Here is a 14,186-nt window from a genome sequence, read left to right on the forward strand (position 1 = left end):
CTACCTCCCCATCGCGGCCATGGGAGCGGCCGTCGCGCCCAGGAGTTCGTCGACGATGTCGGCGGTCCGCCGCTGGTTGAGTTCCGCTTCGGGGGTCAGCACGAGACGGTGGTCGAGCACCGGATGCGCGACGTCCTTGACGTCGTCCGGGGTGACGAAATCGCGGCCGTAGGTGGCGCCGAGCGCCTGCGCCGCCCGGATCAGCGCGATGCTGCCGCGCGGGCTCGCGCCGTAGCGGACGTCCGGATGCGCCCGGCTCGCCGCGGCGAGGCGGACCGCGTAGTTGACGATCTCCGGTGCCAGATGGGACTTCCGGACCTCGTCGATCACCCGCTGGACGTCGCCGATGCCCAGCACCGGCTTCAGTTCGTCCGGGGTCACCCCGGCGCAGTCCCCCATCACGACCCGCATCTCGGATTCCAGATCCGGGTAGCCGACGGAAATGCGCATGAGGAACCGGTCGAGCTGCGCCTCGGGCAGCCGGTAAGTGCCCTCGAGTTCGATCGGGTTCTGCGTGGCCACCACGAGGAACGGCCGCGGCACCGCCTGGCCGACCGAATCGACGGTGACCCGGCGTTCGGCCATCACCTCCAGCAGCGCGGCCTGCGTCTTCGGCGTCCCACGGTTGATCTCGTCCGCCAGCACCACGTTGGCGAAGATCCCGCCGGGGTGGAACTGGAACCGCTCGTTGTTCTGGTGGTAGACCATCACGCCGGTGATGTCGCCGGGCAGCAGGTCGGGGGTGAACTGGATGCGGTTCCAGCGGCCGCCGATACTGGCGGCGAGGCAGCGCGCGATCGTCGTCTTCCCGACGCCCGGCACGTCCTCCATCAGCAGGTGCCCCTCGGCGAACAGCGCCGCCACGGTGAGCCGGACGACCTCGGGTTTGCCGCGCACCACCGATTGCACGTTCTCGGCGATCTGCTCGTAGGCGACCCTGGGGGTGAGTGTCACAGAACTTCCTTGTCCTTTCGTCGGCGCAAGCCGACCAACGCTAGCGGGCCGAGCCAGAACAGCCCTCCGCCGTTCACCGTGGGCACGCCCCGCCAGGTGTCCGTGGCGGTGCCCGCGTCCGTTTTGATGGTTGCATCGATCGTGATCGCACCGACCCAGCCCACCTCCGGGATGACCAGGGTCGTGGCCCCTGAGCAGGCCGCCGGCTTGTTCGTGCCGAAGAATTCCGCCGTGCACGTCGCGGGGAGGCCCTTCCCGTCGGCGTTCACGGAAACGAACAGCGTGTTGTTCTTGCCCCGCACCTGGGTGATGGTGATCTTCGGCGGCCCCGAAGCCACCGGGATACTGACCTTCCTGCTGCCCGCGGCCCCGGTGAGCGCGGGCCCCGAACCGAACTTCGTGACCGCGCGGACCGTGACGGTCGCGGTGCCGGTGATCCCGGTGAATTCCGTCGCCGTGGCCGAAAGCGTGCGGTCGCCCTGACCCGTCATGCCCACCAGGTAGTGCACCAGCGTGCCGCCGCGGAGATCGGGCTGGGTCCAGCTCACCGAAACCTTGCCGCCCGCGCTCGCTTTCGCGGTGACCGCGGGCGCCGCGGCCGGCCGGGACGCCGGTCCCGGGACGACGGCCTTGGCGCTGGCGCCCGCTCCGATGCCCGCCGAATTCTCCGCGACCACGGTGATCACGTACGGGGTTCCGTTGCTCAGGCCGGAAACGGTGGCGCCGCGCGCCGATCCGCCGACCCGCAGGGAGCCGCCCGACCAGGTCAGCCGGTAGCCGGTGACCCGCGCGCCGTTGTCGGCGGCCGGACTCCACGAGACCTTGATCGAACCGTCGCCCGCGGTCGCGCCCACGTTCCTGGGCGCGCCGGGCGGCGTCGCCTTCGCCACCGGCGGCACGGGTTTCCGGGTGGGAGGGGGCTGCTGCTGTTGTTGGGGCTGCTGCGGTTGCTGGGGCTGTTGCGGTTGCTGCGGCGGGGCTTCGTTACCGGGCTGCGACTGCGGTTCGGCCGGCGCACCCGCGGTCTGGCTGTTGGCCGCCTTGTCGACGTCGACGTCGAGCACCTTGCCGTCCTCGCCGTTGACCACCAGCACATGCGAACCGTCGGAACTGTCGACGTAGATCCGGTTGTCCTCACCCTTGGCCAGCCTCGGCGCCGACCCCTGACCTGGCACCTTCGTGGTGGACTTGAGCGTGCCGGAACCGTCGAAGGTCAGCACCTCCTGACGGGTTTCGTCGACCATGGCCACGACGTTCGACGACGAGACCGGGCCGTTGAACCGGCTGCCCTTGCTCAACTCGACCGAGATCGGTTTCGCGGACGGGCGGTCCTGGTCGAGGCCGCCGATGTCGATGAGGTGCAGCTGGTTGCGCTCCGGGTCGGCGATGGCCAGCCGGTCCCCGACAGCGCTGTTGGCCACCTGTGCCGACGGCGAGAGCTTGATACCGAGCGGGAGGGCGTCGCCGAGCCCGTCCAGGCCGACCCGGTGCAGGCTGTCGCCGGTGGTGTCGAGGACGACCGGCCGGTCGCCGACCAGGGTGAGCCCGCCGCCGTGTCCCGGCGGGAGGTTCGCGACGCAGGTCAGGACCGCGGCGCCCTTGGGCAGCTCGCAGATGGCGCCGTTGTCGACGCGGTGCGACCACACGGTGCCGTCGGCGGTCGCGACCGGTCGCGACAGTGGCCCCCCCGCGGGCACCGTCGCGGCCGGATCACCGAGGCGCACGATCTGGCCCGCGTTGCGGTAGACCAGGTAGGGACCGCCCGCGACCTCCATCACGAACGGGGTTTCCGGCGCGGGCGCCGGAGTGGACTCCTCCACGCTCAAGGTCGCCTTGTCGAACTCCGTGACCCGGTTGCGTTCGACCACGTAGCCCGAATCGTCCCCCTGCACGACCTGGCTGCCGGGTGCGGCGCCGGGCACGTTCGCGCGCGCGTCGACGCGGTTGGTCGAACCGTCGACATGGAACGCCGACTGGGCGGCGTCGTTGTAGACCCAGTGCCCGACCTGGACGAACTCCAGCCCGTCCGGGGTCGACGCCTGCCCGGTCACGGCCAGGCCGACCAGTGCCAGGCAGCCCGCGACCACCAGCGCCACGGCCGCCCTGGTCCGCGCCATCACGCTGAACCGCGTCGTGCCCTGCTCCTCGGTGTTCACGCGCTCAAGCTAGAGAGCGACCATGAAATTTCGATGAAACCGCCTGTCCGGGCCTTGCCGCCTCGTGTCATCGAAACCTCATGTTGGCCGGGCACGCTGAGCCGGACTACTGAGGAGGCTCGACGATGACCGATCTCGGCGCGGCCAGGACGGGTGCGCGGTTCCCCGCCCCACCCCAGCCGCTTCCCCAGGCGGCACCGGCCGTACCGAGGGCCGAAGCCGTGCCGGACCCGCTCGCCTACGCCGCGCCCGCCGTCAGGGCCGCGGCGCGCGAGGCCGCGGTCGCCGCCCTGACCGCCGCCCGGCAGGCTGAGCGGCCGCAGTGGTCCACCGCGATGCCCGTTCCCGCGCCGCGGATCGGCGCGCCGCCGCCGAATCCGCCGATGCCCGCTCCGGTACGGCGTCCCGGCCGGTTCGGCGGGATCGGGATCGGCCAGATCCTCTGCTGGCAGCTCGTCCTCGTCGCGCTCGTCCTGGTGGCGGGGCGGCCGTGGCCGCTGGCGGCCGCGGTGGTCACCGCGGCCGTGGTGACCGTGGCGCTGACCGCCGTCCGGATCCGCGGACGCTGGCTCTACGCCTGGCTCGGTTCGGCCTCGGGCTACCTGCTGCGCGACCGCGACCGGGATCTCCGGAACGCGGGCGAGGCGGGCCGGGCGCTGCTGCGCCTGGTGTCGCCGGAAGCGGCGGGTATCACCGGCGAGATCGGTGACGAGACGGTGTTCATGGTCAGCCGCGCCGACGGGATCACCGCTGTCCTGCAACCGAAATCGGCCGCGCGCGACCGGCCGATGCCGCCGCCGGAAACCTTGCTGCCGCCGCCGGAACAGGCGTTGGACGCCGCCGCGCAGGTCATCCAGCACGTCGGCGCGGACCGCTCACGCCCGCCACGCGGATGGATCGCGCTGCAGGCGCTGCGCACGGTCGACGTCCACCGTGACGCCGATGTGCGGCAGGCCTTGGGGAACACGGTCCGGCGGGTGCGGCGGCAGCTCCGTCGCGACGGACTGCCGGTGCGCGCCCTCGCCGAAAACGAGGTCTTCGGCGCGCTCGCGTCGCTGGCGCATGTCACGGCGGGCAGGGCGCGTATCCGGGAGGAATGGCGGTTCTGGCACAGCGGCCCGATCTGCCAGGCGACCTTCCGCCTCGACGGCTGGGCCTCGCTGTCCCCCGCGCTCGCGGCCCAGTCGTCGCACCGTCTGCTCGCCGCCGCGCCCGGCGCCGCGGTGACGCTCGCCGTAACCGCGCGCCGGGGCGCCGCCGAGACCGAACCCCGGGTCGGCGCGGTGATCCGGGTCGCCGCCGCGGGCGTCCGAGCGGTGGAACACGCCGTACGGGACCTGGAACTCGCCGCCCGCCGGGGCGGGCTCCTCCTGGACCGGCTCGACGGCAGGCACGCCCGGGGAGTGGCCGAGACCCTGCCGATCGGGGTCAGTTGAGCACGACGATCGCGATGGTGAGCGCGGTCGCGTACAACGTCCACGCGAGGTACGGCAGCAGCAACGCGGCCGAGGCACGGGAACGACGGCGGAAGTAGAGCGCGGTGACGACGATGGCGGCGTCGAGCAGGACGATGTCCGCCAAGGCGAGACCGTACGCGCCGGCGGCGAAGAACAGCGGGGTCCAGGCGGCGTTCAGGACCAGTTGTACCGCGTACCAGGTCAGACCCCGGCGCTCACCGCCGGATTTCCAGTACAGCCAGCCCGAGATCGCGATCCCGAGGTACAGCACCGTCCACACCGGACCGAACAGCCAGGCGGGCGGCGCGAACGAGGGAAGATCGAGTCCACTGTAGACGGAGCGGGCGCCGGCCGCGGCCAGCCCGCCGATCAGCGCGGCCACCGCGACCGCGGCCAGGAACGGAAGGAACGCCAGCGGCGTGCGGAGTCGTGCTGGGATCGTGGTCATCCTCGGCTCCCGTCTGTCACGTGTTTTCGAGCCTAAGGCCGCGGCCGGGGGCTCGCGCGCTCAAAACCCGTCGCGTCCGCGCCCGGTCCGTCCTTAAGATGATCGTGCGATGAACGACGAAACCTTCCTTTCCCACGTCGCCGACGGTCTGGCCGCGCTGCCCGCCGTGCACGCCGTCGCCCTCGGCGGATCACGGGCCCAGCACACCCACGATCCCGGCAGTGACTGGGATTTCGCCGTCTACTACCGCGGCGATTTCGACCCGGCGGATTTGCGCGCCACCGGCTGGGACGGCGAAGTCTCCGAAATCGGCGCCTGGGGCGGCGGCGTGTTCAACGGCGGCGCCTGGCTCACGATCGACGGCAGGCATGTCGACATCCACTACCGCGACCTCGACGACGTCGAACACCATCTCGCCGAAGCCCGGCATGGCCGGTTCCACTGGGAGCCGTTGATGTTCCACCTCGCCGGCGTCCCGAGCTACCTGGTGGTCGCCGAACTCGCCGCCAACCAGGTGTTGCACGGGGAGCTGCCGCGACCGGGCTTTCCGGATGCCTTGCGCGGAACGGCTCCGCCGATGTGGCGGGGCCGCGCGGAACTGACCCTGCGCTACGCCCGGGGCGCCTACGTCCCGCGAGGACAGGCCACGGAGCTCGCGGGCGCGCTGGCCACCGCCGCCATGGAGACGGCGCACGCGGTACTGGCCGCCCGCGGGGAATGGGTCACCAACGAGAAGAGACTGCTGCGGCGGGCCGGATTACGCGAGGTCGACGCGATCGTCGCCGGTCTGCGGGCGGATCCCGGCGTCCTCGCCCGAGCGGTGGACGAGGCGGAAACGCTGTTCCGGGCCGCGACCTCGGCTGTGGCGCGCGTCACGGAATGACCGGCGATCTTCAGCGCTACAGAGAGTAGGAACCCGTTCTTACCCAAGGGAGTGACATGTCCGCCACCGCCACGCCGGAAGAAACCGCTCTGGCCGTCCCCGCGCTCGACGACTTCGACTTCCCGCTCACCGACGGCGCCGCCTGCCGCATCGACGACCCCGACTGCGAAGCCTGCCAGTAAGTCCGTGATGGCCCCCTTTGAGACGTTCACAGTCTCAAAGGGGCCCCCCTTACGTCCCTACGGCCGTCCCATGCGCCTCGCCAGAGACGATCAACGTCCCAAACGTGGCGCTCGCGCCACCGAAGACGGGGGCCCGGGAGCCGGGACGGTGCACGTCTCGCCTTCTCACCTCGTTGATGAAGGAATTGGGACGTCGAGTGTCCCGATTCCTTCATCGTCAGGGGGTCACGCCCGATTGGGGACTGCCAAGAGCGGCAGCTCACGTCGAGGACTGGCGATCCCGCCGGTTGTCGACCGCGTCCCGCCGGACCTGATCGGTATGCGCGCCGATCTCCCCGAGCCGCCGGGCGAAACCGGTGTGCTCGCGGGGAAGGTGGGCCCGCAGGTCGGCCAGCGGCGCCAGGAGACCGGTCACGTCGTTGTCGCCGAGCGCCGTGCTGAGCCTGTCGGCGCTTTCCCTGGCCCTGCCGTCCAACCCGTCCAGCGCACCGGCCTGCCCGGCCAGCTGCCGCAGGATCGCCGAGTTGCGCCGGGCCCACTCCGCCACCGCCCGGTCGCCCGCCCGCCGATCGCGTTCCGCGTCGACACGCGCCTCCCCGGTGTTCTCCCCGGTGGCGGACGGCCGCAAGCGCAGGAACCGCCGCTCGGCCGCCTGGCGGCTCGCGACCCCCAGCGCCGGCGCGATCGCGGTCCAGCTCGCCCCGCTCGCCCGGGCGGCCGCGATCAGCTCCGGCTCCCACGCGGCCATTTCCTCGCGTACCGCGCGCAACGCGGCCAGCGCCGTCAAGAACCGTTCCGGTTCCGTGGCACCGGAACGGGCCTCGGCCACCACGTCGTGCACGGTCCGCACCGTCCGTGCCGGGTCTGCGTCCATATTTGTCATCCCATCGACGACTCGACTGTTGTCATCGTTTCGATGACATGTTAGAACAGTAGTGCGTGTTGACACCAGTGACAGCGACCCCAGGAGGTGGAACCCCGATGTTGATGCGCACCGACCCGTTCCGTGAGCTGGACCGCCTCACCCAGCAGATGTTCGGCACCTCGACCCCGGGCACCTGGTCCAAGCCGGCCACCATGCCGATGGACGCCTACCGCGAAGGCGAAGAGTTCGTCGTCTGCTTCGACCTTCCCGGCGTCGCCGCCGACGCGATCGAACTGGACATCGAACGCAACGTCCTGACGGTCAAGGCGGAGCGGCGGCCGACCACCGGGAACGACGTCCAGATGCAGGTTTCCGAACGCCCGCTCGGCGTCTTCTCCCGCCAGCTGTTCCTCGGTGAGGCCCTCGACACCGAGCACATCGCGGCCGACTACCAGGCCGGGGTACTGACCCTGCGCATCCCGATCGCCGAGAAGGCCAAGCCGCGGCGCATCTCGATCAGCGGCGCCGAAAGCGATCGCAAGGAGATCCAGGCCTGAGCGTCCGTCCGGTCCGGGGCCCCCGGGTCCCGGACCGGACGGCCGAGGAAAGGAAAGGGCACCTCGTTGACCGCCACGCTCACCATGCCGGTCCGCAACCCCCACCCCGCCCTCGACGCGGTGTGGGGCTACCTCGCCGAAGTCACCGGCGCCCTCGGCGTCGGCCTCGAATCCTGCACCGTCGACAACGACAGCCCGGTCTCGGCCTACGTCGCCCTCGACGAACAGCTCCCCGGCCACCCCGGCCGCGACGTCGCCCTGCTGTGGGACGAGAGCCACGGCTGGGCCGTGGCGATCGAGACCCATTCCGGCGAGGACCTCATCGTCCTCCGCTACCTCGGCGGGCAGACCGTCGTCCCGCCGCCCGCACGAGTCGCGCGGTTCGTCGCGGCGTTGCGCGAGGACGACCACCGCGTCGGGCAGCTCACCCCGCCCTCACTGCGCGAGGCGACCGGCCTCGCCGACCTCGAACTCCTCCTCGACCGGAGCACCCGGCCTACGCGGGCTGGAGCGGCTCGCCCGGTTTGACCTGCTCGACGGCGTGGCGCAGCGCGGCGATCATGGCCGCGGTCGCGGGCGGATCCGGCGGGTCGCCATAGGTGGCCAGGTACACGCGCCGCCGGAAATCGCCCAGGAGGCTGGCCTCGATCCCGGGCGCCCGGTGGGTGCGCAACGCCAGCCCCGGCGTGGTGGTCACGCCCATCCCCGCGGCGACCAGTGCCTGCTGGACGATGACGTCGTCACTGACGTACGCGATGGGCGGGACGAAACCCGCCTCGGCGCAGAAGTCGAGGAAGTCGCGGCGGCAGTTCTCGCACCCCTCGATCCAGGGGGAGTCGCGGTTGCCCATCAGTGTCTGGCCGGGTTCGAGACTGAGCAGGTACATCGGGTCCTCGAACAGCGGCGTGGCGCGCAGGTCGTCCGGAATCGCGTCGTCGTAACGGAAGACGACCGCGACATCGACGTCACCGGCCCGTAGCAGCTCGAGTGCCACCCGCGGATGCGCCTCGGTCAGGTGCAGCTCGATGCCGGGGTGCTCGCGGCGCAGTGTGCCCGCGGCGTGCGGCACCAGCACGGCGAGCGCTGACTGGAAACCGGCGACCCGGACGCGGCCGCTGCGCAGGCCCACCATCGCGGACAGCTCCGCGGCGGCGGTGTCGACCCGGGCGAGGATCTCGGTGGCCCGGCGGGCCAGATGCTCGCCCTCCGGGGTGAGCCGGATGCCCCGGCCGACCCGCTGGACGAGCTTGGCGCCGGTTTCGGCCTCCAGCCGGGCCAGATGATGGCTGACGGCGGGCTGAGAGTAGTTCAGCTGCTTGGCGGCCTTGGTGACCGAGCCGTGCGCGGCGATCGCCGCGAGCACCCGTAACCGCAGGATATCCAGCATGCATAAAGAGTACGCATGATTTCGCCTGGATATTGTCATTAGACGAATGAGTGAGCGCGCGGGACGCTGAACGGGACGAACCCGCTCAGCGAAGGAGAATCCGCCATGACCCGCTCGTTGGCGACACTCACCGATCTCGTCGGGGCCGTGCGCCAGGCCGTCGACGTGAGGACCGGCTGGACGGAGACCGCGGACCTCGTCGCCGAGCAGCTCCGCGCACATCTGCCCGGCCCGGAAATCCTTACCCCCGAACAACGTCTCGGCCAGCCCGATCGCGTCGCCTGCCATCTGCTGCACGCCGAGTCCGACGGGGCGTTCTCCCTTCTCGGCCTCGTGTGGCGTCCCGGGCAGACCACCCGGATCCACGACCACATCACCTGGTGCGTCGTGGGCGTGCTGTCCGGCGTCGAGCACGAGGAACTGTTCGACGAAGCGCTCAAACCCCTTGGCACGCGGGACAATTCCCCCGGCGAGGTCGGCGGTTTCGCGCCACCCGGCGACATCCACCGCATCCGCAACGTCGGCGACGAGATCGCCGTCAGCCTGCACATCTACGGCACCGACATCACCCGTGTCGGGTCCAGCGCCCGCCGCTACTACGACTGAGGAGCCCGAACCGTGGACCAGCACGCCATCGACGAGGTACTGAACCGCCCGCACAGCCAGGAACTGCTGGCCCGCGACCTGGCCCGCCTGGCCTTCGTCGCGCCGGACGGCACACCGCGGTCGATCCCGATCGCGATCCACTGGAACGGCTCGGAAATCGTCATGTGCACCTCGAAGAACGCGCGGAAGCTGGCGATGCTGCGCCGCGACCCCGCGGTCGCGCTGACGATCGACACCGAGTCGCACCCGCCGAAGATCCTGCTCATCCGCGGCCGGGCGGAACTGGATGTCGTCGACGGCATCCCGGACGAATACCTGCAATTCAACGGTACTTACGAGATGACGCCGGAACAGCGCGCCGAGTGGGAGGAGGGGGTCAAGGCGCTTTACGACGGCATGGTCCGGATCGTGGTGAAACCGACCTGGGTCAAGCTGATCGACTTCGAAACCACCCTGCCGGCCAACATCGAAGAACTCATGCGGTGGCAGAAGGAACGTCAGAGCGCCGAGCGGCTCACCTGACCGGACGGCGGACCCAATCACGGAACGCGGCGACGAACTCCTCGGGCGCGTCGGATTCCACGTAGGTTCCGGCGCCCTTCACGATCACGGTCTTGTGGTCGGTGAAAGTGGCTTCGAGGCGTTCACGCTCCTGGCGGCGGAAGGCGATGTCGGCGTCACCCCACACGATCAAGGTCGGGAGATGGGCGATGTCGGCGAGGCCGGCCTCGATCTCGGCGAAGAAGGCACGGCTGGTGAGGACCCGGGCCGGGAAGACGGCGGAGGCCCGGCGGCGCTCGGGGGTGTCCATGGCCCGCCGGTAATGGGCCATCTCGGCCGCCGTCGGCTTCTTCCTTCGGTGGCCCAAGGGAATGAACACGTTGACGATGAGGTTCAGCCGCCGGGCGAGGAGGCGGCCCAGCGGCCCGCCGAAGATGCGGGAGAAGTACTCGAAGTGGAAGACGCCGTTGACCGGCCAGGCCCAGGTGTCGGCGAGCACCAGCCGGTCGAAGACGGCCGGCCGCCGCTGCACGGCGGCCAGGCCGATCAGCCCGCCCCAGTCCTGCCCGACCAGGGTGACCCTTTCGAGGCCGAGCGTGTCGACGAAGGCGGTGACCACGTCCGCGTGTTCCTCGGGCAGGTAGCGGTAGCCGGGCTTCGGCGTCGACAACCCGAAGCCGGGGTAGTCGAGGGCGACGCACCGGAAGTCGTCGCGCAGCGCGCTGATGACGTCGCGCCAGAGGAACGACCAGGTCGGGTTGCCGTGCAGGAGCAGCAAAGTGGGGCCTGATCCCTCGTCGACGTAGTGCACCGTGTGCCCGTCGATCGCGACGAACCGGCTCTCGAACGGGAACAGGCTGTCCTCGACCCAGGCGGGTCGCACGCTCTCGATGGCGTCGGCCATGGCGGTCCCTCTCGGCTCAGGCTCGCGGTAAACTTGAGCTTGTCACGCACACTTGAGAAAAACAAGCAGAGGCACACGATGCGTAGTTACGGCCAGTACTGCGGGCTCGCCCGGTCACTCGAAGTCGTCGGTGATCGGTGGAATCTGCTCATCGTCCGGCAGCTTCTCATCGCTCCCGCCCGCTACCGTGACCTGCTCGACGGCCTTCCCGGCATCGCGACGAACCTGCTCGCGGACCGGCTCCGCGACCTCGAAGCCTCGGGCGTGATCGAGCGGAAGCTGGCAGGCTCGGGCAGCGTCGTCGAGTACGTCCTCACGCCGTGGGGCGCCGAGCTGCGCCACCCGATCGAGAGCCTCATCCGCTGGTCCGCACCGCTCATGACCCGCGGCCCCGATGGCGACGCCTTCCGCCCGGAGTGGCTGGCCCTCGCCGTCCCCGCCCTGCTCGACGCCCGGGTCGGCCCCCGCCCCTCGGCGACGATCGGGCTCGAGATCGGCGGGCCACCCTACCAGCTCCGCGCGACACGCTCCGGTTTCGAGGTCGTCCCGCGGGACGGCCGCGCCCTCGACGCCACCGTCCGCTCCGAACCCGCCTACGTCCTCGCGCTCGCCGCGGGCGCCATCGGCCTCGGCGACGCCCGCGCTCTCGGAGTGGTCGAGATCGACGGCGACGAGGCGGTCGTCCGCGCCGTGTTCGCCGCCTGACGAGCCCTCGAATACTCCGCCCGATTCCGGGTATTCGCCGACCGGGCCCCGAAATTCGCGGCCCAGCTCACGAAGCACCCAGGGAGGCTCGCAGATGACCGACCGGAGCGACGCGTCCGCGGAAGGCGTCAAGGGCGCCGTCGAGGACATCAAGGGCAAGGTCAAGGAGACCGCGGGCACCTTCGCGGGCAACGACTCGTTGGAACGCGAAGGCAAGGCGCAGCAGCAAAAGGCGTCCGCCCAGGAGAACGTCGCCGAGAAGGAGTCCGAGGCGGATCGCGCCAGGGCGGAGGCCGACAGGGCCGAGGCACGCGAGCGCAGGGAACAATAGCCGCGCGAAGCGGGAGCCCGCCGGACATCACGTCCGGCGGGCTCCGGCGAGGCTCATTCGGAACCGTCGAGCCGCCCGCGCAGGTCGTGCAGGATCTTCGTGAGCAACCGGGAAACGTGCATCTGGGAGATCCCGATCCGCTCGGCGATCTGCGACTGGGTGAGGCCGTCGAAGAACCGCATCGTGACGATCGCCCGTTCCCGCTCCGGCAGCCGCTTCAGCAGCGGGACCACGGTGTGACGGTCCTCGATGAGTTCGAAGCGATCGTCCAGTTCCCCCACTACGTCGGACAGCGGCACCGAACCCTCACCGTCGTTGACGGGCCGGTCCAGTGACGACGTCTGATAGCTGTTGGCAGCGAGAAGGCCTTCGCGGACGGTATCGACATCAAGGTCGAGATGACCTGCCAGCTCGCGGGGCGTCGGCGCGCGGCCGAGAACCTGGGTGAGTTCCGTGGTCCCCCGTGCAAGCCGGGTGCGCAGTTCCTGCATCCCGCGCGGTACATGCACGGCCCAGCCGGTGTCACGGAAGAAACGGCGTACTTCGCCCATGACGGTCGGTACCGCGTAAGCCAGGAAATCCCCGCCTTGCGCGGGATCGAACCGGTCGACGGCCTTCAGCAGGCCGACCCTGGCCACCTGCACCAGGTCTTCGCGCGGCTGGCCTCGTCCGCTGAACCGGACGGCGATGTGTTCGGCGATCGGCAGGAGTTCGAGGATCAGCCGTTCACGCAGCCGCCGCCGTTCCGGATGACCGGCGGGCAGATCCGCCAGTTCGGCGAACAGGGGACGGCAGTGCGAGTAGTCGTCACTGCGCCGCGGCCTGCCGTTCCGGCGGTCGGCGGGTGCGGACGACGGTTCATCGCGCCACGCGGGCTCGACGAGTTCTTCGACCACGGCCGGCGCGCTCATCGGGCCATTCGTCCCTTGTGGACAGGCGCGGGCCCGAGGGTCACCCCGGTGCTCAACGCTGACATAGATCCACTCCCATCGTCTTGTCTGGCTGATACCCGCAACCCCGGCCCGGCAAACACCGACCGGGTGAACGAGGTCGCGGTTTGCCGGTCAACCGAGCGGGTATCCGCAGGTCACGACGAAGGAGGAGCGATGCCGGAGCAGGGCTGGAGCGACAAACGCGAACGTCAGTACAAGCACATCAAGTCTTCGCAGAAGAAGCGCGGCGCCAATGCCGATCGCGCCGAGGAGATCGCCGCACGCACGGTCAACAAGAACCGCGCGCAGTCCGGGGAGTCGCGGACCGCGAGCAAGAGTTCGACGCGGGACACCTCGCCGCAGAAACGCGGAGGGAAGCGTTCCGGCAACCGCCAGGGTCCCGGCGGGCCGACCAAGGACCAGCTCTACAACGAGGCGAAGAAGCGCAACATCAAGGGCCGCTCCAGCATGACCAAGAAGGAGCTGCAGAACGCCTTGGGCCGCTGATCCCTATCCGGCCAGCTTCAGCGTCGACGACAGGCCGGTGAGTTCGATGGCCCGCCGCACGACCTTGGACGGCGCGATACTCAGGTCGATGCCCGACTCCGTGCAGTAACGGTGCAGCCGAAGCAATCCGGACAGTCCCGAGGAGTCGCAGAAACCCACGCCGGTCAGGTCGATCACCACGGTGGCGGGACCCCTTTCCAGCAGCTCGAGGATCTTCGCATGGAAACGGGGGCTGCTGGAGATGTCGATGTCACCCGTCACCTCGACGACGACGGCATCGTCCGAGCGATCCGCCTCGATCACGGCAAATGGTGCGGATTGCGCGGTCCCGGTGTTGAACGCCATTCTTCGAAGGTAAGAGTCCGGAGGCGGCCGTGCAACCGACAGGGATCTTCGTGACTCGCTGCTACTCTCGCCTCATGGCCTGCCGTATCACCGAACTCGTCCTCGACTGCGCCGATCCGGTCCGGATGGCGGAGTTCTGGTGCGAAGTCCTCGGCTACGTCGAACTCGGCAAAGAGGGCGCCGACATCGAGATCGGGCCGCCGGACACCGGCTTCGGCGGTCCGCAACCCACCCTGATCCTCAGCCTCAGCGACGATCCGAAGCCCGCCAAGCTTCCCCTGCACCTCGATGTGAGCCCCACAGACCGCGATCAGGACGCGGAACTGGAGCGGTTGCTGGCCGCGGGTGCGCGGAAGGCCGACATCGGCCAGACCGGGCTGGAGTCCTGGCACGTACTCGCCGATCCCGAGGACAACGTGTTCTGTCTCCTTCGCCGCCGAGTCGATCCCTGATACGCCAACCATTT

Annotated in this window: 19 protein-coding genes; 11 read left to right on the forward strand and 8 right to left on the reverse strand. The window is 70.1% G+C overall.

What is annotated here, in order from left to right:
* Together SD37_RS30280 and SD37_RS30285 are read right to left on the reverse strand one after the other, a co-directional pair.
* A complete protein-coding gene (locus SD37_RS30280) occupies positions 1–954 on the reverse strand; it encodes an AAA family ATPase (RefSeq protein WP_044855516.1) in 954 nt (317 codons plus the stop codon).
* Positions 951–3,110 carry a fibronectin type III domain-containing protein gene (locus SD37_RS30285; RefSeq protein ID WP_044855517.1) on the reverse strand — a complete coding sequence of 720 codons (2,160 nt, stop codon included), beginning with the start codon at positions 3,108–3,110 and terminating at the stop codon, positions 951–953. The genes SD37_RS30280 and SD37_RS30285 overlap by 4 nt, the downstream gene beginning before the upstream one ends.
* 125 nt (positions 3,111–3,235) lie before the next feature.
* Between SD37_RS30285 and SD37_RS30290 the strand changes: the two genes are divergently transcribed.
* Positions 3,236–4,546, forward strand: a complete 1,311-nt coding sequence (locus SD37_RS30290) for a type VII secretion protein EccE (protein ID WP_167369670.1) — start codon at positions 3,236–3,238, stop codon at positions 4,544–4,546.
* On the opposite strand, the gene SD37_RS30295 is transcribed toward SD37_RS30290, so the two are convergent.
* Positions 4,539–5,015: a TspO/MBR family protein gene (locus SD37_RS30295; RefSeq protein WP_044855518.1), complete on the reverse strand. Its 477-nt coding sequence runs from the start codon at positions 5,013–5,015 to the stop codon at positions 4,539–4,541. The two genes, SD37_RS30290 and SD37_RS30295, sit on opposite strands and share 8 nt — an antisense overlap.
* Positions 5,016–5,124: 109 nt before the next feature.
* On the opposite strand from SD37_RS30295, the gene SD37_RS30300 reads away from it, so the two are divergent.
* Positions 5,125–5,898, forward strand: a complete 774-nt coding sequence (locus tag SD37_RS30300; RefSeq protein ID WP_044855519.1) for a nucleotidyltransferase domain-containing protein — start codon at positions 5,125–5,127, stop codon at positions 5,896–5,898.
* Positions 5,899–5,954: 56 nt separating this feature from the next.
* Positions 5,955–6,080 carry a hypothetical protein gene (locus tag SD37_RS44140; protein WP_007031507.1) on the forward strand — a complete coding sequence of 42 codons (126 nt, stop codon included), beginning with the start codon at positions 5,955–5,957 and terminating at the stop codon, positions 6,078–6,080.
* Positions 6,081–6,339: 259 nt separating this feature from the next.
* Here SD37_RS44140 and SD37_RS30305 read toward each other — a convergent pair whose 3' ends face one another.
* Positions 6,340–6,954 (reverse strand): hypothetical protein, encoded by a 615-nt coding sequence (locus SD37_RS30305; protein WP_044855520.1) that lies wholly within the window; start codon positions 6,952–6,954, stop codon positions 6,340–6,342.
* Positions 6,955–7,061: 107 nt separating this feature from the next.
* Between SD37_RS30305 and SD37_RS30310 the strand changes: the two genes are divergently transcribed.
* Both SD37_RS30310 and SD37_RS30315 read left to right on the forward strand, forming a co-directional pair.
* Positions 7,062–7,502 (forward strand): Hsp20/alpha crystallin family protein, encoded by a 441-nt coding sequence (locus SD37_RS30310; protein ID WP_044855521.1) that lies wholly within the window; start codon positions 7,062–7,064, stop codon positions 7,500–7,502.
* An 84-nt stretch (positions 7,503–7,586) separates the two neighbouring features.
* A complete protein-coding gene (locus SD37_RS30315) occupies positions 7,587–8,030 on the forward strand; it encodes a DUF6292 family protein (RefSeq protein WP_236725485.1) in 444 nt (147 codons plus the stop codon).
* On the opposite strand, the gene SD37_RS30320 is transcribed toward SD37_RS30315, so the two are convergent.
* A complete protein-coding gene (locus tag SD37_RS30320; protein WP_044855523.1) occupies positions 7,999–8,889 on the reverse strand; it encodes a LysR family transcriptional regulator in 891 nt (296 codons plus the stop codon). The genes SD37_RS30315 and SD37_RS30320 overlap by 32 nt on opposite strands.
* Before the next feature lie 105 nt (positions 8,890–8,994).
* Here SD37_RS30320 and SD37_RS30325 point away from each other — a divergent pair, with 105 nt between their 5' ends.
* Complete coding sequence (locus tag SD37_RS30325; protein ID WP_044855524.1) at positions 8,995–9,495, forward strand: cysteine dioxygenase family protein; 501 nt, start codon at positions 8,995–8,997, stop codon at positions 9,493–9,495.
* Positions 9,496–9,507: 12 nt separating this feature from the next.
* Positions 9,508–10,017, forward strand: a complete 510-nt coding sequence (locus SD37_RS30330; RefSeq protein WP_044855525.1) for a pyridoxamine 5'-phosphate oxidase family protein — start codon at positions 9,508–9,510, stop codon at positions 10,015–10,017.
* Here SD37_RS30330 and SD37_RS30335 read toward each other — a convergent pair.
* Positions 10,010–10,900, reverse strand: coding sequence for an alpha/beta fold hydrolase (locus SD37_RS30335; RefSeq protein ID WP_044855526.1), 891 nt, complete (start codon positions 10,898–10,900; stop codon positions 10,010–10,012). The genes SD37_RS30330 and SD37_RS30335 overlap by 8 nt on opposite strands.
* A gap of 78 nt (positions 10,901–10,978) precedes the next feature.
* Here SD37_RS30335 and SD37_RS30340 point away from each other — a divergent pair, with 78 nt between their 5' ends.
* Complete coding sequence (locus tag SD37_RS30340; protein ID WP_065913018.1) at positions 10,979–11,605, forward strand: winged helix-turn-helix transcriptional regulator; 627 nt, start codon at positions 10,979–10,981, stop codon at positions 11,603–11,605.
* Positions 11,606–11,699: 94 nt separating this feature from the next.
* Positions 11,700–11,936, forward strand: a complete 237-nt coding sequence (mbp1, locus tag SD37_RS30345; RefSeq protein WP_037316980.1) for a microaggregate-binding protein 1 — start codon at positions 11,700–11,702, stop codon at positions 11,934–11,936.
* Positions 11,937–11,989: 53 nt separating this feature from the next.
* Here mbp1 and SD37_RS30350 read toward each other — a convergent pair whose 3' ends face one another.
* A complete protein-coding gene (locus SD37_RS30350; protein WP_083255121.1) occupies positions 11,990–12,847 on the reverse strand; it encodes a SigB/SigF/SigG family RNA polymerase sigma factor in 858 nt (285 codons plus the stop codon).
* Positions 12,848–13,042: 195 nt separating this feature from the next.
* Here SD37_RS30350 and SD37_RS30355 point away from each other — a divergent pair, with 195 nt between their 5' ends.
* Positions 13,043–13,375: a hypothetical protein gene (locus SD37_RS30355; RefSeq protein WP_044855528.1), complete on the forward strand. Its 333-nt coding sequence runs from the start codon at positions 13,043–13,045 to the stop codon at positions 13,373–13,375.
* A 3-nt stretch (positions 13,376–13,378) separates the two neighbouring features.
* Here SD37_RS30355 and SD37_RS30360 read toward each other — a convergent pair whose 3' ends face one another.
* Positions 13,379–13,720, reverse strand: a complete 342-nt coding sequence (locus SD37_RS30360; protein WP_052675128.1) for an STAS domain-containing protein — start codon at positions 13,718–13,720, stop codon at positions 13,379–13,381.
* A gap of 74 nt (positions 13,721–13,794) precedes the next feature.
* On the opposite strand from SD37_RS30360, the gene SD37_RS30365 reads away from it, so the two are divergent.
* Positions 13,795–14,172 carry a VOC family protein gene (locus SD37_RS30365; RefSeq protein WP_044855529.1) on the forward strand — a complete coding sequence of 126 codons (378 nt, stop codon included), beginning with the start codon at positions 13,795–13,797 and terminating at the stop codon, positions 14,170–14,172.
* Positions 14,173–14,186 lie beyond the last annotated feature (14 nt).

Origin of the sequence: Amycolatopsis orientalis (assembly GCF_000943515.2) — a bacterium.
Taxonomy (GTDB): Bacteria; Actinomycetota; Actinomycetes; order Mycobacteriales; family Pseudonocardiaceae; genus Amycolatopsis; species Amycolatopsis orientalis.